Raw genomic sequence first — 19837 nt, 5'->3', positions numbered from 1 at the left:
ACTCCCGCGCCCGGCTCTTCCCGCCAGGACTCCGCCGCTACCTCACCGCCCGCGACGCCACCTGCCGCACACCCTACTGCCACGCCCCCATCCGCCACTTCGACCACATCCTCCCCTGGCACCACGGCGGCACCACCAACCACAACAACGGCGCGGGCCTCTGCGAAGCCTGCAACCACACCAAAGAAACCCCCGGCTGGTCCACCCACCCCAGGCCCGGACCCCGACACACCCTCGAGGTGACCACCCCCACCGGCCACACCTACCAATCCATGGCCCCGCCATTGCCCGGGTCGGAACCTGTCGAGACTCCTTCGCTGCGGAACTCCCGGGTCCTCTCCCCCGAGCGTCGCGAACTCCTGCATCACTTGAAAGCCGCAAAATGCGCGCGGCCCGCCGATGCGCTTGCTGCATGATTCCGTGGAAGTAGCCCAACAGGAATCCGACGGCTGGAAAGCCCAGTAGCCAAGCTGCCCGACGCCGTCGTGCCCTGTCCACCAGCAACCGCAGGGCAGCGAAGTCCTGCTGGACCGTTTGAGCGTCACCCGGCTGGCCAGGGCTCCGGTGCCAGATCCGGGCCAGGACGGCCGCCGCCGCGATCCGGGACACCTGCGCCGGGTCCAACACGTGGCGGCGCCGCTTGAGCCAACGCATGAACTGAAGATGGCGCGTCTTCTTCCCTGCCACCATGAGGTTCCGTCCGGACACCCAGACGGACTGGCCCGAGTAATTTTTCGTGTTGAGGGTGAACACCCCGGCGGGGCCGACGAGGACGTGATCAATATCGGTGGTGCCGGTTCCCACCGGCACTGCATGCAGGACCAGCCACTCCGGTCCCAGCCCCGCCAGGATTCGGCCAACCGCGATCTCCCCCCAAAGCACCCTAATAGCAGGGCCGGCTGTCCTCGCTCAGCGGGTTGACGCCGAGGATCCGTTGAAGAGTGGAGCGTCGAGGTTCCTGGCTTTGGAGAGCCAACAGCTCCTCCATCACAGCTTGGGCTGGAACCCGGTCCCCCACCAGCAGGGGCGCGGGATTAGCAGTGTTGGCGGATTGCGAAGTGGGTTGCATGCAGCGCCATTAGATGTGGGAGTCCGCCGCATGACGGCGCCGCGGGAACGTTCACCGGAATACTTGCGGAATGCTTGCATATTCCTTACGCCGCGCTTCGGACGGTCCCACGCCATCTTGCGGCGGCATTTTTGGGGTCCGATAATTGATCCCGGAAGCTCGAACGAAGGAAAGCCCGTGGACAGCCAACACGAATTCCTGGCAGCCGTCATGCCGCGGCTCACGGACGTCGAAGCCGCACTTCACAACGGCGATGCCGAACCCCGCAAGGCCATGTGGTCAGGCACTGATCCCGTGACTCTGTTCGGCGCAGTCATGACCAAAATCGGACGGGGCCAGGTGGCGCCGGCTTTCGACCTCCTGGCATCCCGCTTTTCGAACTGCACGTCTTTTCAGTACGAGGTCATCGCATCCGGCGCCAGCGGGGACCTCGCTTACATCGTGGGAATAGAGCACACGACGGCGTCGATCGGCGGGGCGGCGCCGGAGCCCTACGCTCTGAGGGTCACAACGATTTTCCGGCGCGAGGACGGCGAGTGGAAGATCGTCCACCGGCACGGCGACGCCGTGCCCGACGGTGACCGCGACGCGACCCTCCTGCAGCTAAGCCGGTTCGGGGAGCTGGGCAGCACCCTCGACGACGCCGGATAGCCCCGCCTGGCCGCCGGCCGCTCCGGCCGCCCGGCTACTAACCCCTCCCGGTGACTGCCGCCCGCGCGGCCAGCCGGAAATGCGGGCGCCGGTAAACGCGGGCGGTCGGCAGTTGGGGGCGGTCGGCTGTCGGCTATTTACTTCCCGGGGCCCGGTAGGACGGTGTCTTCTGAGCCGCCTCGTCAAGATCTTCCGGAGTCATGAGCGGTTTCAGACGAACGTTCACGGAGCCGGTCGAATTGATCATGAGGGAAAGGGCTGCGGCGTCGGCCGGCCCCGGAACGTCGAAGACCCCCAGTACATCGGTCTTGCCGAAGGCATAGTAGAAGCATTCGAGTGAGCCTTCGACAGATTTGAGGGCTTCGACAAGCGCTTCACGGCGCTTCGTGCCCCCTTCGCGCATGAGGCCTTTGATACCCTCACCCACATAGTTCGCTTCGAACAGATATTTCGCCATGGTCTCTTACCGTCCCGTGATGTCCAGGACCCGGGCATCCGAAAGCGTGCCCGGAACCCCATGAGGGCAGGTCCCGGAGTTGGTCCCCGGAGTGGGGCTGTGGCCACATGGTAGGCCGTCCCCCTCGCCCTTACAACGGTTGCCGCAAAGCCCCCGCGCGGAACCTCGGGAGCGCTGATCGAAAAGGCGGCGACAACGACCACCGGGCCCAGCTGGGCTTTCACACCCTAAGAGGCCTTGGGCCGGACGACGAGGACCGGGCAGGGTGCATGGCCGATGACCTGGGCCGGCACCGAACCCAGGTGCAGGCCGGGAAATCCGCCGTGCCCGCGGGAGCCAACCACAACGAGGTCCGCGGACTTGGCGGCCTCAAGAAGTGCAGACGCCGCCGAGTCATTGTGGACGACTTGACCGGTGGCGGCTACCCCCGCATCTTCAGCGGTCTTCAGGGCCGCAGCCTGGAGCGTCCCTGCTGTTTTTTCGGGGGACTCCTCTGTCACGATTTCGCCGACGGCCGTTTCCAGCATGGCCGGATACCAGGCAAGCGCCGGTTTGCTCCAGGCCGTGACGAGACGAAGCTGGCCGTTGCGCTGTTTCGCTTCGTCCACGGCCCACTGCAGGGCATTTTGAGAACTCTCGGAACCGTCAAAACCAACCACAACCACGAATGAACCTGTACCGGTCATCTTCTCTTCCATTCCCTAGCCTCGGTGAGCTGCCTGGACCTTTCAGTCTGTGTGTCCGCAAAAGTCAGTGTCAAGGTCCGCCGGATGCGGGCCTCCGCCGCGGGCTCCAGGACTGGGCAAAGGGGGGACCCTATGACCACGTGCCCGGAGCCTCTATTCTCTTGCCATGAGAGTTGGGGGCACATACCGGCGAGGCAGATCGCCCCGTCCCGGGCGGGACTGCCGCGGCGGCGCGGCGGCACGGTGTGCGGGCAGCCCATGAAGACCAACGGCACCCCGGCTCATGACAATTACGACGAATTCCTGGCGAGATTGGACGCCGCGACAACGAACCTGAGCACGCGGGCGGCCTCGTTGGACAAGGCTCTGGCAGCTGTCTCGTTGCTTCTGGGACCTTACCAATCCGCAGTGCGGGAATGGGAACGACGTCGACGCGACGTAGGCGAGCAGCTCGCCCGGCAGTCCTGGTCGGTGCACACCCACACCGCACTGGGCGAGCTCCACGACGTGGCAGTGAAGATGCAGTCCATGCTTGCGGGGCGTACCCAGCGCATCACGGAAAAGCTGTCGGTGATGCACCGTCGTCTCGCGGCAATCCACCAGTCATTGCTGGAGCTCGAAGCAAGCAGGGTCAAACTGAATTCGTCCCGGATGCTGTCACAGGACCGCGAAAAGCTGGGCAGCATCTTTTCCGCACTCGCCGGCTCAACCATGGCCGCTCCAGCCCTCGCTGACATGGGCCTGCTGAGCGATCTCAGGGAAGCGCGCGAAGCCGTCATCCTGGCCGAAGCGCTCATGGAAGTGAAGGGGTACTAGGCATGGGAAATTCCCTCGACCAGCCAGGCAACCACACCGTGGCTCTGGTCCGCTGGTCCAAGACGCCGGGCGAACATCCCGTGATCAAGTTCGTTCTGTTCAGTATCCTCGGCATGATCCTTTGCCTGATCATGATGATCTTCATACCCGGCCTCAGGAGTTTCGGAGCCGTCGTCCTGTTCACAGTGTTCTTCGCGGCCCTGCTCACTTTTCCCGCCCTCTCGGGCCGGCGGAAATTCATGCGCGGGCTGACTAAAAGGGTCAACGATACCGTCGCCGAGGTCACCAACACTCCCGGCGACCAGCTGTCGGCCAAAGAATTTCAGCGCATGGTCAAGAGCGGCGAGCGGCGGCCGCTCCTCGTTGGCGGGGTGCCCGGGTTGAACCTCCATGTGGAACGGATTGCCGCGCTGGAGAAGGATGCGCCCAACAGATGGCTCGCGGTATTCACCGTGGTGCCCCCGGAGAACGGGACGGCGAGTTTCGACCGGCTAGTTGCCGCGGCTATTGACGCCGATCCCGGCACCACGGACACCCGCACTTCCTAGCGCGCGGGCCAGCGTGCGGGGGCGGAGTTCAGGCCCTTGGCATACGCTGCCTGCCCCACGTGCTGGAGACAATCGGCGATAGTGCTGACCAGCCGCACCCCGAGCGTGACGGGCGGGTCCCAGCGGGTATCGACGATGCGGTCGAAATCCACGTCGCCGAGGGTACCCAGGAACTCCGCGGTCTGCCGGTGCACGGCGTCATAGTATTCGAGCAATAGCTCCGGAGGGGCCTTCACCGAGTCGACCTGCCCGGTCGAATGGCCATAGCCGGTGTCGCGTTCGGGCAGCGGCAGACCGAAGCGTCCCGCGAACCCCTGTGAGGTCCACACCTGTTTCAGGCCGGCTGCGGAGGCGACCTGGGCGTCCTCCACCCGGCTGAGGTGCCAGATCAGCCACGCAATCGAGTTGCCCTTTCCTGAGGGCCGGCGGACCAAGGCATCGTCGTCGACGCCGTCAAGCGTGGCGGCGACGGTCTCCCGGATCCGGACGAAGGCGTCGAGCAGCAGTTCGTTGGATTTCATCGGGTCCCCTCACAGTGCGTTTTCGGTGAGCCCCCATGCTTGCATGGATGCAGCACCACGAGATAGGGCGCTCCGCCGGCTTTGGGGATCCCGGCACATGGCGCCCCCCGCCGCGATTCATGGTTTCGCCGACGGGTTCAGGACCATCGCGGATCCGCCCCCGCGCCTCACGGGTTCGGCCGCGGCGACCATGCCCCCGCCGGGCAGGAACTCGATGGCGGTCGCGGCGCCGATCTCTGCTGCCGAGGTGAACGCGTCACCCGACGGTGTGAACTGATGGCCGTAGGGAGTCAGCTGGCTCCCGTACGCCGCAATGAACTCCGGCTCCGCTGTGACCTTGGCCGTGTTACGCTGCGAGGCACGCGGGGCTGCGATGGCCTCGGAGATTTGCATGCCCAGGTCCACCCGGTTCAGGATCGTCTGCAGGACGGTGGTGATGATCGTCGATCCGCCGGGCGAGCCGAGCGCGAGGAACGGCGTGCCCTCCTTGAGGATGATGGTCGGCGACATGGACGAGCGCGGGCGCTTCCCCGGCTCGATCCGGTTCGGGTCCGCCGCGTTGTACACGGTGGAGAAGTCGGTCAGCTCGTTGTTGAGCAGGAAACCGCGGCCCGGGACCACGATGCCGGAGCCGCCGGTCTGCTCGATGGTGAGCGTGTATTCAGCGACATTCCCCCACTTGTCCGCGACTGTCAGGTTGGTCGTGGAGATATTTTCGGTGTCCTTCTCATCGGCGGGGGACGCGGCGGCCGCCGGGCACACGCCGTCGTACGCGGACACGTCCCCCGGCAGGACGGGCTTGGCGGCCGCCTGCAGCGGGTCAATCCGGCAGGCGCGCTCCTTGCCGAACAGCGGGTCAGTAAGTGCAGCGGTGGGGACGTCGCCAAACGCCGGGTCGCCCACGTACTTGCCGCGGTCCGCAAAAGCCAGCGCACTCGCCTCGAGGTAGTGATGCAGGGCGCCGGGCGTGGACATCCCGGAAAGGTTGAACGAGTCCAGGATGTTCAGCGCCTCGCCGGCGGTGGTGCCGCCACTGCTCGACGGCGCCATGCCGTAGACGTCCAGGCCGCGGTAGTCCACGTGCGTGGGCGCCTGGTCCAGGGGACGGTAGGCGGCGAGGTCCGCCGTCGTCAGGTGACCGACGGGGACGGGCAGCTGTGTGCCGGCCGTTTTGGGCGGGGCCTGGACTGTGGCCGCGATCTCCGCCGCGAGGTGGCCGCCGTAGAAACCGCTGGTGCCCTCCTTCGCGAGGAGCCGGTACGTGTCGGCGAGTTCGTGGTTCTGGAAGACACTGCCGACGGCGGGGGCGTCGCCGCCCGGGAGGAAGAGGTTGCTGGTCGAGGTGAATGCCCCGAAGCGGAGCTTGTTGTCGAGGGTCTGCTGGCGGAACGTGTCGTCGACCACGAAGCCGCGGGTCGCCACCTTGATGGCCGGCCGGAGCGCATCGCCGAGGCTGACGGTCCCCCAGCGGTCCAGCGCACGCTCCCATGTAGCCGGCGTGCCGGGGACGCCAACGGAAGCGCCGCTCGTGACGAGCTCGGGCGTGAAGCGGTAGGGCTGGCCGGTCGCCGGGTCGATGAACGCGCCCTGCGGCATTCCTGCCGGTGCGGTTTCGCGGCCGTCGATGGTGCCGACCTCGCCGGCCTTCGCGTCGTAGAAGACGAAGTAGCCTCCGCCGCCGATCCCGGAGCTGTATGGCTCGGTCACGCCGAGAGTCGCGGCTGCGGCGACGGCGGCGTCCGCGGCGTTGCCGCCCTTGCGGAGGACCTCGATCGCCGCCGCTGATGCCTCCGGGTCCACGGTGCTCACGGCGCCGCCGTACCCGGTGGCGGTCGAGTCCTTGACCGTCTGCCGTGGATCGGCAAACGCGGGCCCGGCGACGGCACCGCCCGTCACGCTCAGGGCCAGCGCCGCGGTGACGGCCACCAGCCCACGTGTCATAAATGCCATGAACGCTCCCGAGTCCGTGTGATGCTTGTTGACAGTGCTTGTCACGCTACTACGCGGTGGTGCGACACTCAACACTCCCCCGCCGCACATTGCTGGTGACGCCGGCCGGACCATCCGTTTCGGATGAGGTGCCCTCCGGGGGAACGCCCCTAGGGTCGGGACATGTCACGCCCCGGTTCGAAGCTTTTCGCGGCCTTCCGGAGGGTCGCCAGCTACTTCACCGTGAGTGCGGTCTGCGGTGTCCTCGCGGCCAGCCTTGTGGTCCCCGCCCTGGCCGGGGCCGGCGTTGCCCTTAGGGCATCGGCCACGTACTTCAATAACCTCCCCTCGGAACTGACGGTCGATCCGCCGTCGCAATCGACGAAGGTGCTGACCGCAGACGGGAAGACAATCGCCATTTTCTATGCGGAGAACCGGGTGAAGGTCGGGCTGGACCAGATGTCCCCCTTCATCAAGGACGCGATCGTCGCCGTCGAGGACCGCCGCTTCTACGAGCACGCCGGCGTCGACCCGCAGGGGATTCTTCGGGCCCTGGCGTCCAACCTGACAGGTGGCAGCAGGCAGGGCGCCTCAACCCTCACCCAGCAGTACGTCACCAATGTTCTCAACGAGTCTTTGGTGTCCGCGGACAAAGGCGATCGGATCGTCCTCAACGGGCAGAAGAGCTTTGGCGATAAGGTGCGCGAGATGCGGCTCGCGATCGAACTGGAAAAGAAGTACACCAAAGACGAGATCCTGGCGGGCTACCTGAACATCGTCTTCTTCAGCCGCGATGCCTACGGTATTGAAGCCGCGTCGCGCTACTTTTTCAGCACCACAGCCAAGGGCCTGACCCTCCCGCAGGCGGCCCTGCTCGCCGGCCTGGTGAAGAGCCCCAGCTTTTACAACCCCCTGGTCTATCCCGACAACGCCATCCAGCGCCGCAACCATGTCCTCGATGCCATGCTCAGCCTCGGCCGGATCTCCCAGGCGGACCACGACGCCGCGGCCGCCAGCGGGGTGGACCTGAATATCACCCCAGGGAGGCAGGGGTGCGCCGCCGCGGAGATGGCACCGTACTTTTGCGACTACGTTTCGCACCTGATCCTCAACAACCCGGCCTATGGCGTCGACCTTGCCGCGCGTGTGAAGAAGCTATACCGCGGCGGCCTGACCATCACCACCACGCTGGACAGCCGACTGCAACTGGCAGCGCAGGCGCAGGTAGATGCCACGGCCGGGGCCAACCCGGACAAGTGGGGCGCGTCGCTGGTCTCCATCGGGCCGGGCACGGGGAAGATCCTGGCAATGGCGCAAAACACCGTGTTCCTCCCCGAACCCGGGAAGTTTGACACCCAGCTGAACTTCAACGTGGATTCCAAGGACGCCAGGGGCGATGACCTGAACGGCGCCGGCGGGTTTCAACCCGGGTCAACCATGAAACCGTTCACCCTGGCGGAGTGGCTCCAGGAGGGCAAGTCCTTGGCCGACCAGGTGGACGCCTCCCGCCGGTCGTATCCGCTTGGTTTCCGCTGGAAGTCCAGCTGTGGAAAGATCCTTGGCGCCTACGATACGGCCCAGAAGTCCCTCGGCGCGGCGGATGATCTGCAGAACAATGACGCCGGGTACTACCGCCGCATGCGTGTCGACTACGGGGTGTACAACTCCATCAATACCGCCACCTTCGCGGAAGCCGCGCAACTGGATTTCTGCGGCATTCAAAAAATGGTGGACAGTGCGGGAATCCACAGCGGCCTGGATAACGCTCCGGTGAACATGCACCAGCTGGGCAACTTGCTGGGGGCGATTGGTGTGGCGCCGCTCGTTTTGGCCAATGCATTTGCCACGTTCGCCAATGACGGCAAGTATTGCGAGCCAGTCGCCATTGTGGACGTGACCGATGCGGCGGGACAGCAGCTTCCGGCCGAAGCCAAGTCCTGCCGTGATGCCATCAAGCCCAACGTCGCCCGCGGCGTGACCTCCGTGCTGCAGGATGTGCTGATAAAGGGGTCCGGCGTCTACATCAAACCCAAGGTCCAAAGCCGGTTCCCGGTGGCGGCCAAAACCGGGACCTCCAACACCAACGGCGCCACCTGGGTGGTCGGCTACACCAGCGGCCTGGCCACCGCATCCTTCTTCGGCGACGCCCTGGACGGCCAAAACCGCCCCGGCCAGAACATCACCGTCAACGGCCAGTTCTACAAGAGCATCGACGGCTACATGCTCGCCGGCCCGCAGTGGGCGAACTACATGCTCGAGGTCGCGGGGCTCTACCCCGCCGGAGCCTTCCCGCCGCCGCCCGAGTCCATGACCAAGAAACCCGGCTGATCCGGTGAAGGTGGGGACTGACCGCGTGCTCCCCTCAGCGACGCAGGTCCAGCGCCTCGAGAAGCCGTCTGACCGAGCCACCGAGGTTCCACTCGCCGGCGAGGCGCTCGAGTTCGGCGCGCGCACTCCCGACGACGGGGTGCAGCTGCGCGCCGGCCTGCTCCAGCGTCGGCAGCTCAAGGTCGCGCACGACTTTCACGACGGCGGGCGCGACCGCCAGGTAGCCGGCAGCCGCGGCGAGCTTTGACCGGACGGAGGCCGACAGCCCGCTTCCCGGATCCGTGGCCGCCGCGAGCAGCCCGTCGAGCGTGCCGTACTCCCCGAGCAGCGACGCGGCGGTCTTCTCTCCGATGCCGGCGACGCCCGGCAGTCCGTCGGAAGTGTCGCCGCGGAGGGTCGCGTAGTCGGCGTACTGTCCGGGCAGCACACGGTATTTTCCGACGATCGCCGCGTCGGTCAGGACTTCGAGGTTTTTCATGCCGCGCGCGGTGTAGATCACCCGTACCTCACGGGCGTCGTCGATGACCTGGAAGAGGTCGCGGTCGCCGGTCACCACGTCCACGGGAAGCGCTGCGTGGCTGGCGTAGGTGCCGACGACGTCGTCGGCCTCATGTCCGGCCGCCCCCACGATGGCGATGCCGGCGAGGCCGAGCACCCGGCGGATCATCGGAATCTGTGCCTCAAGCGCGTCCGGCACGACCTCCACGTCAGGGGCTCCCGCGACCTCCTCGGCGACCCGGTGCGACTTGTAGCCCGGGATCAGGTCAACGCGCCACTGCGGCCGCCAGTCGTCGTCCCAGCAGGCAACCAGATGCGTCGCGTCATAGTCGGCGGGGAGCCGCGCGATCATGTCGAGCAGCCCGCGAACGGCATTCACCGGCGTGCCGTCGGCGCGGCGGATCGTGTCGGGCACACCGTAGAAGGCGCGAAAGTACAGCGACGCGGTGTCGAGCAGCATGAGGCGGGGCATACCTGATCCTGACACGGATGCGTTTCCTGGGCTACGACCAGGCCTTGATGGTCTGACCCGTTTCGGAACCGTAGACACTGCGCACAAAGGCAGCGGCCGCCACGGCGCCGGGGACGGCAGCGAAGCCGGGGAACACCGCCGCATACGCATCGGCGGATTCTTCCAGCACCGTGGCGCTGACAGTATTCAACCGCAGGTGAGGCAGCTCCGCGGCGGCATTCTTGACGAAAGCGTCAAGCCCGAGGTTGGCGATGGCGCTTGGCGAGCCACCAGGGAAGGCAAAATTTCCCACGATCCCGCTTGTCAACGTGACGGACCCGCCCTCCCGGACGTGGCCACGGGCCGCCAGGGTGATGCGGACCTGGCACAGCAGCTTGCCGTTCACCGTCGATGCGTACGTTTCCAGACTCGCATCCGCTGCTGGGGCCCACTTGGCTCCGCCAATGGTGCTGACCACCGCGTCCACCGTCCCTACCCGGTCAAAGAGTGCCGCGACGCTGGCATCGTCCCGGCAATCAACGGGATGTTCCGTTGAGGAGCGTGACGCGCTGATGATTTCCAGCGGCCCGTGGCCAACCTTTTCGTGGTGCGCGGACAGCGCCCGCACCACGTTCTGGCCCACAGTTCCGGTGGCGCCGATGACGAGAATTCGCATGAGTGTGCCCTTCGTTTTTGTTGCAGGCAGGCGGAACGCCTGATGACGGTTTTATCTGCGCAAGGGGTTGAACGCCACAATCTCTTGCGGTGGTTCACCGGTCACGATCTGTGCGGCGAGCAGCTTGCCGGTGGCCGGTCCCAAAACCATCCCCCACATTCCGTGCCCCCCTGCCGCAAAGATTCTGTCCGAGGCCAGACGGCCAATGATGGGCAGCCCGTCGGGTGTGATTGGACGTGAGCCGACCCACGCGTCGCGCAGCGAGGACCAATCGATGCCCTGCAGCAGCGGACGGACAGCCCTGGCGACTGACTCGAGCCTGGCGGAATCCAGCGGCTCGTCGGGACCAAGGAACTCCATGGTTCCCGCGATCCGGAGGGCCCCCCGGTAGGGCGTGCAGACAACCCGTTGTTCCGGAAAGTACAGCGGCCCGTTCGGCAGGCGGTCGCCGTCGACAGTGAACGAGTAGCCCCGGCCCGCCTGGACCCCGATCTTGAGGCCCCACTTGCCGGCCAGTTTGGGCAGCCAGGCGCCGGTGGCGAGTATGACGACGTCGGCCGTGAGAAGGCTGCCGTCGTCGGCTGTCACGGTTGCCGAGGAAGTCCCGGCATCAACGGAGATGACGTTTGTGCCGTCCCTGATCTGGCCGCCGCCCGCCTTGAAGGCCCCGGCAAGATCCCAGACAAAGTCACCGGGATCGAGATAGCTCTGTCCGGATATCTGCAGGCCGTGCACCACGGCGTCGGAGAGCGCTGCGGGACGGTTCCCGTTGGCCAGTGTGCTGACGCCTATGCCCTGGCCCATGGCGTGGAGGTGTTCGAGCTCGGTCCGGAATGCTGCGGCGGCCGCGGCGCTGCTGAAGCCGGCAACGTAGGGGGCCGCGACGACCGGCGCGGAAATGCCCTTCGCTTTCAGCTCGGCGAAGGACGCGTCCACGGTCCTCGTGATGGGCTGCAGCGCTGACATGGTCTGCTGCCACTTCCGGGCGTTCATGTTGCCGGCGAACCGCAGGAGGAACTTCCACAGCGGCGGGTCGAACCGCAGCGGCACGTGCAGCGGGGCGTTCGGATCGGTCAGGCTTTGCAGGGCGTACTTCCAGGCGCCCGGCTCCGCCAGGGGCATGACCAGGCCCGGCGTCACCCAGCCGGCATTGCCCCAGCTGGCCCCGGCGGCGGGCCCGACTTTGTCGATGACTGTGACCGACAGTCCCTGCTGTTGCAGGTGCCAGGCTGTCGACAGACCGACGACGCCGGCGCCGACGACTATGGCTGATTGCGGTTTCCTCATCTGATTGCTTTCTGACATCGGCTACAGGTGTCGGCTCAGCATGCGTTCCGCATAGACGGAGAGCCACGTTGCGGGGATCGAAATGGCGGCGTAGAGCAGGCCGGCAATGATGAAGACCGGCAGGTACTGGAAGGTGGAGGAGCCGATCGAGTACGCCTGGCTCATGAGTTCCGGCACGGCTACTGAATAGGCCAAAGACGTCGCCTGGAACAGGAGTACCGCAAAGCCCATCAAAGAAGGAAGGGCGATGCGAAGTCCCTGCGGGATGACCACGAACCTCAGGCAGTCCCGATAGCTCATGCCCAGTGCATGGGACCCCTCGACTTCACCCGGAGGAACCGATTGGATGCCCCCACGGATCAGCTCGGCACTGTAGGCCGCCGTCGTCCAGGTCAGTGCCAAACAGGCTGAGGCCATGGAGCTGAGGGTGATGTCGGCGTTCGGAAGTCCGTAGTACATGAGCTGCAGGAGCACCAGGGCCGGCGCTCCACGGCCCACCTCGACGAAGAACACCGACAGATAGCGGAAAGTCCTGTTGTGGGCTGTCACCCCGAAGGCGAACACCAGCCCCAGCGGAAGGCCGAAGGCCAGGCTCAGGAGGGTCAGACTAAGGCTGACCTTGAGTCCGTCAAAGAGTGTGGGGCCATATTGGATCGCGACATCGACCAGGTTGTTCATCGGGCCACCGCCTTCCGCATCTTGACGTCAAGGTGCCTGGAGAGCAGTCCCAGGGGAACGCTCAATATGATGTAGACACCGGCTGCCACAAAGAACACCATGATGCCTTCCCCGGACTGCCGGGCATACTGGCTGGACATAAAAACGATCTCAGCCACGCCGATGGACGAGGCGATGGAGGAATCCTTGAGCAGCCCGATGGCAAACGTCGTGTAGGCCGGGACTACGGCCCGTGCTGTCTGCGGACCGATGATTCGGCTCCAGACCGTGGCCCGGTGGAAACCCAGCGCCGAGCTTGCCTCCCACTGGCCCTTGGGAATGGAAGAGATGGCGCCGCGGAAGATCTCCGCGAGGTAGGCTGCCGCCACCACGCCAAGGCCCAGGACACCCGCCTGCAGAGCCGTGAGGCGGATGGCGCCGATGGAGACGCCGTAGTACAGGATGAAGAGCCACACCACGGGTGGGACCCCCCGCAGCAGGTCAACGAGCAGGCGCGAGACGAGCCATAGGATTCTGTTCCGGCTCCGCAGCCCGGCAACGATGGGCAGCGCCAGCACCGTCCCGATCATCAGGGCCAGGACTGTCACGAGGACTGTGAGCGGCAGGCCGATGGCGATGGCCCGGAGCATTTCCACGGGTCAGCGCTCCAGCACGGCGCGGAGGAACCGGCGGGTGCGGTCATGCTGCGGATCCTGCAGGATCTGGCCCGGCTCGCCCTTCTCGATGATGCCGCCGTCCGCCATCACCACCAGTTCATCGGCGACGTTGCCGGCAAACGCCATCTCGTGGGTCACCACGACCATCGTCATGCCGGTGGACGCGAGCTCCTTCATGACCTCGAGCACTTCAACCCCGACTTCGGGGTCCAGCGCCGAGGTCGGCTCGTCAAAGAGCATGACCCTGGGGCCAAGAGCCAGCGCGCGGGCAATCGCGATGCGCTGTTGCTGGCCTCCGGAGCACCTCGACGGATATTGGTCGGCCTTCTCGGCCAGCCCCATGCGCTTGAGCAGTTCCATGGATTTTTCGTTGGCCTCGTCGCGGCTTCGCCCAAGCACCCGTTCCTGGGGCAAACTGATGTTCCGCAGGACCGTCATGTGGGGGAAGAGATTGAAGTGCTGGAAGACCATGCCGGCGCTGCGGCGAAGGGCCGCAAGATTCTTGGGGTTGGGCTTTCGGCCGGCATTGATGCGGTGTCCATCGATCTCGATTTCACCGCTGTCCGGCTGCTCCAGCAAGTTCATGCAGCGCAGGACGGTGCTCTTTCCGGCGCCGCTGGGCCCGATCATGGCCGTGACAGATCCCTCCGGCACTGTCAGGGAGACGTCACGAAGCACCACGTTCGAACCGTAGGCCTTGGCGAGATTCGTCACCCGGACCACGGGGGTGCCGGTCCGGATATTCGGCTCAATCATCAGTTCTTCCATTTCTAAGAGTTGTGCCGGGTCGGTCAATGCTGCGCCCCGGTCCCGTCCGGGGCACCGTCTGCATCTCCAGCCCGCCGTGCCGGTGATCGCTGCCGCCGGCGGTGCAGGCTTCGAAGAGCGCGGTGGCTACCGCTAGGTCCTCCCACGGCATGCCGGTTGTCTTGAACACCGCCGGCCGGTCCGCGGCGACCTCCCGGCGTTTTAGGACCAGGTCCGCAAGGGTGATGAGTTGGGCGGGCCCGGCAATGGCACCCGATTCCATGGCCTGGATGACGTCGCCCGCCTCGCGCGCCGCAGACTCCTTTGACTCCACGCACACCGTGGCCCGGGCGAGGAGACTGTCATCAAGCTCGCGGTGCTCCCGGTCATGCGCGCCAATGGCCACGACGACGGCGGAAGCCTTGACCATGGCCCCGTCAAAAAGTGCCGTGGGCGAAGCCGTGGCACAAACGATGAGGTCGGCCTCCCGCACGGCTTCCGGACCGGCCAGGGCGGCAGCCAGACCGATTGCTTCGGCCTTCTTTACCAGCCGTTCCGCTGCCTCCACGTTGCGGCCGACAATGTCCACGCAGGCCAACTCAAAGAGCTCGGCAAACGCCACGATGTGGGCCCACGCCTGCACCCCGGTGCCAAAGACGACCAGACGCTTGGGCCCAGGCCCAGCCAGGAGCATGGCGCCCATCGCAGAAACAGACGACGTCCGCAGTTCGGTCAGCGCGACACCGTCCAGCACAGCCAGCGGCCGCTGGTCGTGGCCACCGAACAGGACATAGAGTCCCTGGATGACCGGCGACTCAGACGTCGCGTTGCCCGGCGTAATTGTCAGGAGTTTGGTTCCGACGTACTGGCCGTTACTCGCCGGCATCTGCATGAACGTCCCGGCGGCCGTTTCTACCCTGGTCCGTGGGGCGCCCATTTCGGGATCGAACCCAAATGCCAGGACCGATTCCATGGCGGCCACCGCCTCGCGCACTGTCAGTGCCGCGGCTACGGTCCCGCCGTCGATGAACAGGGGTGCTGGCGGTTGCCCCGAAGGGCCGGTCGGTGAATCCATGGAATCGATCCTTAGCTCGCAGTTCCGGACGTTGGTGTCAGGGTTCGCTCCTACTTCACGAGGCGCGGTTCCCCGGTTTCGACGGCTGACTGGGGCAGGCCGTAGGACTTCACGACCTCCGCGATCTTGCCGCTGGTCTTCATGGCCTTGATGGAGGAATTCACGGCCTTGGTCATGTCCGTGTTGTCCTTCCCGATCGGGAATCCGATCTGCGCGGGTTCCTTGGATGCAATGACCCGGGAGTCCGCACTGGCTCCGGCAACCTTGTACTTGGCATCGGCCTTGTACATCTGGACGGCCGAGCCGAATCCGTCGATTCCGGCCTGGATGCGTCCGGCCTTGAGGTCGGCCTGCATCTCCACTGCGCTGGGGTAGATGGTCAGTTTTTCACCCATGACCTTCTTCATGTCCGGCACCCACAGGTAGCCGTCGACGGTGCCCACCTTCATGGTCTCCAGGTCCTTGACGTCCTTGACCCCGGACTCGGAAACGATTCCCATCTCGTCCGTGTAGATCGGATCGGAGAGGCTGACGATCTCGGCCCGGACGGCGGTGCGGTAGTAGCAGCCGATGGCCACGTCGGCCCGCCCGCTCTGGACGGCCGGGATGGTCCCCGCGTAGGACGTCGGCTCGACCTTGATGTCGAGGCAGTTCTTGGCGGCGAATTCCTTGATGATGTCTGCGTCGACACCGGTGAGCTTGCCGTCCTTGTTTGACGAAAACGGCGGAAACTCGGGCGCGGCAACGGTGAGGAAGCCGGCGGAAATTGTCTTGAACGTTGTTTCGGGCTGGCAACCCTTCGAGACCGCGCTCTCGGCCGCCCCGCCACATCCGGACAGCGAGAGTGCGAGCACGGCAATGGAAGTGCCGCCCACCAGGATTTTGCGAGTGTTCATATTGACCCCTTAGATCAGAGCTGAAGTTTGGTCCGAGCCCAACGATTCGATGCCATCGCCAACGATCAAGCTAGTGATATATGACACACTATCGATTGTCGATTACCAATCTCCATCCATTCCCGGTGGATGTCAAGCATTGAAACCGCCGCGGAATACGTTGAAACAAGTCGGAAATCATCACAACCCTTCCCAGTGGCGCGCATGTTGTGACTTAGTGTTAGCCGTGAGGACCACCGTCTGAGGAGTGAAATGCAGGGACAGCGAATAGCCGTTGCGGGGATATCCGAGCTTGGCGAAGGCCGGGTCACCCTCAAGGACGAGGCCACCTCCATAGTTCGGCACGCCCTCATGTCCGGCACCATGCAGCCAGGAAAGATCTACTCAGCCAACGCCCTGGCCACCCAGCTGGGCGTCTCCAACAGCCCGGTCCGCGAGGCCATGATGGCCCTGAGCGAAAAAGGCCTCCTCGAAGTGGTGCGCAACCGGGGGTTCCGGGTCGTGGAAATGACCCCGAAGGACCAAAAAGAGGTCTATGACCTCCGCCTGCTGATCGAGGTGACCGCAGTGGGCCGCGTCGCCGAACAGGGAGTGTCCCCCGCCGACGCCTTGCGGCTCACGGACCTGGCAGAGGCAGCGCTCGCGACAGCCAGGCCCGACACGATGGTCGACTACCTCGAACATGACCAGCAGTTCCACCTGGCCATAGTCGAGCTCCTGGGCAACACCCGCATGACGAAAATCATTGAAAATCTTCGGGACCAAAGCCGGATCAGCGGCTCCTACCACCTGGCCGAGCGCGGACTGCTCGCCACCAGCGCCGCCGAACACGGACCCATCCTGGCCGCCCTGATTGCGGGCGACCGGAAGCTCGTGGAGTCCCTCATGGTCGAACACCTCAGCTACTCGCTGCCCTAACAGGGCACCCCTGCCGTCCCGCACACCCTGCTGACGGCCGCGGCAGGCGTCCTCCTGCCAACAGGTGGCATGCCCAGCGCACGGTGCGCCCGTCCACATTCCCGGCCACTGCGCTGCAACGGAGAATCCGGCGGAAAATTTTGCTTGACGCAGATCACATTCGACTCCAAGATGGTTATATATAACCCGTTACCGATAGTTGATACCCGCCACTGGGCGGGTATGGCTTCCGCAACTGAGACAGGACGATCAATGTCAAATGTGGTGTCGCTCCAGCTTCCCCCCGGGACCCAACAGCCTTCACATGCGGCCGTGGTCATCATCGGCGGCGGGATCATGGGAACCAGCATCGCGTTCCACCTGGCCGAAGCCGGCGTCCGCAATATCGTTCTGGTCGACCGGTCCGATCTCGGTGCCGGATCGTCCGCCAAGCCCCTCGGCGGGGTGCGGGCGACGTTCTCGGATCCGGCCAATATTGTCCTCGGCCAGCGCAGCCTGCGGGCCTTCGAGGGCTTCGGCCAGCGCTTCTCCACCGACATCGGGCTGCGGAAGGTCGGCTACCTTTTCCTGTGCCGCAGCGAATCCGAAATCCTGGACTGTGAGCGCAGCACCGTCATCCAAAACGGTCTCGGCAGCAACAGCCGGATGATTTCTCCCGCCGAGGCAGTCGACATCAATCCCTTCCTGCGCCAGGAGGCCCTCATCGGGGCCTCGTTCTCACCGGAGGATGGATTCGCGGAACCGGGGAAAGTGGTCCGGGCCTATGCCGACGCGGCCGCAGCTTTGGGTGTGTGCATTCTGGAGCACACGGAAGTCATGGATGTGGCCGCTTCGGGCGGGAACATCAGCTCGGTGACCACCAATCGAGGCACCATCACCACCGATGCCGTCATCTGCTGCGCCGGCGCCTGGTCCCAGCGTGTGGGCGACATGGTCAACGTCAGTCTGCCGGTTGTCCCGGTGCGGCGGCAGATCGGCATGACCCGCCAGATGAGCTCGCCGATGCCCACCGTGCCGTTCACACTGGACCTGTCGACCACGCTGTACTTCCACAACTACCGCAATGGCATGCTCCTTGGCATCTCCAACTCGAACCAGGAGCCTGGCTTCGCCCGTGACTTCACGCACGAGTGGCTGCCGGAGTTCAACGCAGCCGCCCGCGTGTGCGCCCCTGCCCTGGCGGCCCCTGAGCTTGAGTGCGGCTGGGCAGGACTGTATGAGAACACGCCGGACCACAACGCCCTCATCGGTGCCTCCAGTTCGGTGGGGGGCTTCTACTACGCCACGGGATTCTCCGGCCATGGCTTCCTGCAGGGACCGGCCGTCGGCGAACTCGTCCGGGACCTCTACCTGGACCGGGAATCCTTCATGGACCACACCTCGTTCTCCGCCGAGCGTTTCCACACAGCCGACCAGCTCATTCAAGAAGTGCACATCATCTAGCACGGAACGCCACCGCGTGCCCTGCCCCCACCATCACGTTCCCCCACGACATTCCTGAAAGGACCCACGCCATGACTGAACTTGAAACCTGGGAACTTCGAGCCGAGTTCGCGCAGCGGCTCTCCGCCATGTACGGGAGGGAAGTTCCCGCGTACAACACGCTCGTCGAGGTTTCCACCGAAGTAAACGAAGCGTACGTGGCCAAGCACGGCGCCGAGGCCGAGAGGCTGGGCAGCATTTCACGGGTGACGGCGGAGCGCCACGGCGCCATCCGCGTCGGCTCCCCGAGGGAGATGGCCCAGGTTGCACGCATTTTTGCAGCCTTCGGCATGTACCCGGTCGGGTTCTATGACCTTCGCGATGCGTCCTCAAGCTCCGTGCCCGTGGTTTCGACGGCTTTCCGCCCGATCGATGGCGCTGAGCTGGCGAAGAATCCGTTCCGTGTCTTCACCTCCATGCTGGCGGCGGAGGACCCGCGGTTCTTCGACCGCGAACTGCGCGCCGAGCTGGCCGAATTCATCGGCGCCCGGCAGCTGTTCGGTTCCGAGCTGCTTGGCCTGGCGGACAGGGCCGCCGGAAGCGGCGGTCTCCCGACGGACGACGCCGAACAGCTGCTGGAGCTGGCCACCGCGGCCTTTGAACTCTCCGGGGACCCTGTGGACTACGAGTGGTACAAGAGGCTGGAGGCAGTCTCCGCCGTCGCCTCCGACATCGGCGGGGTTTCCACGACCCACATCAACCACCTCACACCCCGGGTGCTGGATATCGATGAGCTGTACCAGCGCATGCAGGCGCGCGGCATCAGCATGATCGATGAGATCCAGGGACCGCCGCGCTGGGATGGACCGGACCTGCTTCTGCGGCAAACTTCCTTCCGGGCGCTCGGTGAACACCGAGTGTTCCGCTACGCGGACGGGTCCACCAACGAAGGTGAACTGCGGGTGCGCTTCGGCGAAGTCGAGGCCCGCGGCATTGCCTTGACGGTGGCCGGCCGCGACCTCTACGACCGGATGGTCGCCGAATCCGACGCCCGGCTGGCCTTGGCGCCGGCCGGAACCACGCGCGTCGAGGTTGCCGCCGGGGTGTGGGCGGAACACCTTCCCCGCACCGAGAAGGAGCTGGCCCTGCAAGGGCTGGCGTTTTTCACCTACCGGCTCGACGACGAGGCCCTGGACGGCGCACCCCTGACCGGCACGGCGTCCCTGACCGATCTCATAGAAGCCGGAATCGCCGTCCCGGAACCCATTGTCTATGAGGACTTCCTCCCCCGCTCGGCCGCGGGAATCTTCCAGTCGAACCTGACCGAGGAGGGTTCAAAGGACAACGAACAGACCGGAACCAGCTATGACATCCACCGGATGTCCCAGATAGTCGGCTCCGAGGTCCACGACCCGAACGACCTCTACCGGCGGCAGCAGGACGACTCGATCGCTGTCCTGGCACGCCGCCTGAACATCACCGTCACCCGCTAAACAGCCCCGCAGACCAAACAACCACAGGAGATCAC

General features: G+C 65.2%; 20 protein-coding genes and 1 pseudogene. 8 read left to right on the top strand and 13 right to left on the bottom strand.

Translation table 11 applies throughout. From position 1 onward, the window contains the following. Positions 1–416, top strand: a 416-nt coding sequence (locus tag QCD75_RS14975; RefSeq protein WP_301229950.1) for an HNH endonuclease, incomplete at its 5' end; no start/stop codon positions are given. A gap of 340 nt (positions 417–756) precedes the next feature. Here QCD75_RS14975 and QCD75_RS22230 read toward each other — a convergent pair. After that, positions 757–882: pseudogene (locus tag QCD75_RS22230) on the bottom strand (nuclease-related domain-containing protein); the annotation flags it as partial. Positions 883–1246: 364 nt separating this feature from the next. Between QCD75_RS22230 and QCD75_RS14970 the strand changes: the two are divergent. After that, complete coding sequence (locus QCD75_RS14970; RefSeq protein ID WP_301229948.1) at positions 1247–1720, top strand: YybH family protein; 474 nt, start codon at positions 1247–1249, stop codon at positions 1718–1720. A gap of 133 nt (positions 1721–1853) precedes the next feature. Here the strand turns inward: QCD75_RS14970 and QCD75_RS14965 are convergent, their stop codons facing one another. Further along, positions 1854–2177 (bottom strand): GYD domain-containing protein, encoded by a 324-nt coding sequence (locus QCD75_RS14965; protein ID WP_301229946.1) that lies wholly within the window; start codon positions 2175–2177, stop codon positions 1854–1856. Positions 2178–2404: 227 nt separating this feature from the next. Continuing rightward, complete coding sequence (locus tag QCD75_RS14960; RefSeq protein WP_301229944.1) at positions 2405–2863, bottom strand: universal stress protein; 459 nt, start codon at positions 2861–2863, stop codon at positions 2405–2407. 258 nt (positions 2864–3121) lie between these two features. Between QCD75_RS14960 and QCD75_RS14955 the strand changes: the two genes are divergently transcribed. Continuing rightward, positions 3122–3679: a hypothetical protein gene (locus tag QCD75_RS14955; protein ID WP_301229942.1), complete on the top strand. Its 558-nt coding sequence runs from the start codon at positions 3122–3124 to the stop codon at positions 3677–3679. 2 nt (positions 3680–3681) lie between these two features. After that, positions 3682–4227: a hypothetical protein gene (locus QCD75_RS14950; RefSeq protein ID WP_301229940.1), complete on the top strand. Its 546-nt coding sequence runs from the start codon at positions 3682–3684 to the stop codon at positions 4225–4227. Here the strand turns inward: QCD75_RS14950 and QCD75_RS14945 are convergent. After that, entirely contained in the window at positions 4224–4748 is a 525-nt protein-coding gene (locus tag QCD75_RS14945; RefSeq protein WP_301229938.1) for a mycothiol transferase, read from the bottom strand. The two genes, QCD75_RS14950 and QCD75_RS14945, sit on opposite strands and share 4 nt — an antisense overlap. Positions 4749–4865: 117 nt before the next feature. Continuing rightward, a complete protein-coding gene (gene ggt / locus QCD75_RS14940; protein ID WP_441005495.1) occupies positions 4866–6689 on the bottom strand; it encodes a gamma-glutamyltransferase in 1824 nt (607 codons plus the stop codon). Positions 6690–6860: 171 nt separating this feature from the next. Between ggt and QCD75_RS14935 the strand changes: the two genes are divergently transcribed. After that, entirely contained in the window at positions 6861–9005 is a 2145-nt protein-coding gene (locus tag QCD75_RS14935) for a transglycosylase domain-containing protein (protein ID WP_301229934.1), read from the top strand. Between the two features lie 34 nt (positions 9006–9039). Here QCD75_RS14935 and QCD75_RS14930 read toward each other — a convergent pair whose 3' ends face one another. The 8 genes from QCD75_RS14930 to QCD75_RS14895 are packed head-to-tail and all read right to left on the bottom strand — an operon-like array spanning position 9040 to position 15969. Continuing rightward, entirely contained in the window at positions 9040–9963 is a 924-nt protein-coding gene (locus QCD75_RS14930; RefSeq protein ID WP_301229932.1) for a 5'-3' exonuclease, read from the bottom strand. Between the two features lie 43 nt (positions 9964–10006). Next, positions 10007–10630 (bottom strand): short chain dehydrogenase, encoded by a 624-nt coding sequence (locus QCD75_RS14925; protein WP_301229930.1) that lies wholly within the window; start codon positions 10628–10630, stop codon positions 10007–10009. A gap of 51 nt (positions 10631–10681) precedes the next feature. Further along, entirely contained in the window at positions 10682–11917 is a 1236-nt protein-coding gene (locus tag QCD75_RS14920; RefSeq protein WP_301229928.1) for an NAD(P)/FAD-dependent oxidoreductase, read from the bottom strand. Positions 11918–11938: 21 nt separating this feature from the next. Next, positions 11939–12595: an amino acid ABC transporter permease gene (locus QCD75_RS14915; RefSeq protein WP_301229926.1), complete on the bottom strand. Its 657-nt coding sequence runs from the start codon at positions 12593–12595 to the stop codon at positions 11939–11941. Next, positions 12592–13224, bottom strand: coding sequence for an amino acid ABC transporter permease (locus tag QCD75_RS14910; RefSeq protein WP_301229956.1), 633 nt, complete (start codon positions 13222–13224; stop codon positions 12592–12594). The genes QCD75_RS14915 and QCD75_RS14910 overlap by 4 nt, the downstream gene beginning before the upstream one ends. A gap of 9 nt (positions 13225–13233) precedes the next feature. Then, a complete protein-coding gene (locus QCD75_RS14905; RefSeq protein ID WP_301229924.1) occupies positions 13234–14007 on the bottom strand; it encodes an amino acid ABC transporter ATP-binding protein in 774 nt (257 codons plus the stop codon). After that, entirely contained in the window at positions 14000–15073 is a 1074-nt protein-coding gene (locus QCD75_RS14900; RefSeq protein WP_301229922.1) for an ornithine cyclodeaminase family protein, read from the bottom strand. The genes QCD75_RS14905 and QCD75_RS14900 overlap by 8 nt, the downstream gene beginning before the upstream one ends. Positions 15074–15123: 50 nt before the next feature. After that, entirely contained in the window at positions 15124–15969 is an 846-nt protein-coding gene (locus QCD75_RS14895; protein ID WP_301229920.1) for a substrate-binding periplasmic protein, read from the bottom strand. A gap of 252 nt (positions 15970–16221) precedes the next feature. On the opposite strand from QCD75_RS14895, the gene QCD75_RS14890 reads away from it, so the two are divergent. From QCD75_RS14890 to hglS, 3 genes are all read left to right on the top strand, one after another. Next, positions 16222–16887: a GntR family transcriptional regulator gene (locus QCD75_RS14890; RefSeq protein WP_301229918.1), complete on the top strand. Its 666-nt coding sequence runs from the start codon at positions 16222–16224 to the stop codon at positions 16885–16887. Positions 16888–17199: 312 nt separating this feature from the next. Then, positions 17200–18330 (top strand): NAD(P)/FAD-dependent oxidoreductase, encoded by a 1131-nt coding sequence (locus QCD75_RS14885; protein WP_301229916.1) that lies wholly within the window; start codon positions 17200–17202, stop codon positions 18328–18330. Between the two features lie 71 nt (positions 18331–18401). Further along, a complete protein-coding gene (gene hglS, locus QCD75_RS14880; protein ID WP_301229914.1) occupies positions 18402–19802 on the top strand; it encodes a 2-oxoadipate dioxygenase/decarboxylase in 1401 nt (466 codons plus the stop codon). The last annotated feature ends 35 nt before the right edge of the window (positions 19803–19837 follow it).

This window comes from Arthrobacter sp. PsM3, from assembly GCF_030433895.1.
Lineage (GTDB): Bacteria > Actinomycetota > Actinomycetes > Actinomycetales > Micrococcaceae > Arthrobacter.
Note: the sequence above shows the minus strand (reverse complement) of the source record. Positions and strands in the feature narration are given on the sequence as shown.